Below are 250 nucleotides of genomic sequence, written 5' to 3' on the forward strand. Positions count from 1 at the left end.
TTCCAACAATATCAGCAATAAAATCACTTAAATCTATTTCACTAAAATCTAACTTTTGAAATTCTTCTGGAGTAAATCTTCTACAATCAGGACTCTTTGGAGAACCCCAACCTCTTCCAATTTGTGGGCATCCTTGTTCATTAAATATTCTTGCTAATTTTGAATTAAAACAACAATGTGTTTTTTTATGCTGAATACAACCTATGAATTTAATTTTTTTAGAGCAATATTCACCAACTTCTACACATCT

1 protein-coding gene is annotated in these 250 nt (G+C 29.6%); it reads right to left on the minus strand.

The window, feature by feature from the left end; genetic code table 11:
• The coding region (gene traN / locus CAMP18497_RS08265) for a conjugal transfer protein TraN (RefSeq protein WP_337213765.1) at window positions 1-250 on the minus strand (250 nt) is incomplete at both ends.

The organism is Campylobacter sp. W0066.1 (genome assembly GCF_024723635.1).
GTDB classification, from domain to species: domain Bacteria; phylum Campylobacterota; class Campylobacteria; order Campylobacterales; family Campylobacteraceae; genus Campylobacter_D; species Campylobacter_D lari_C.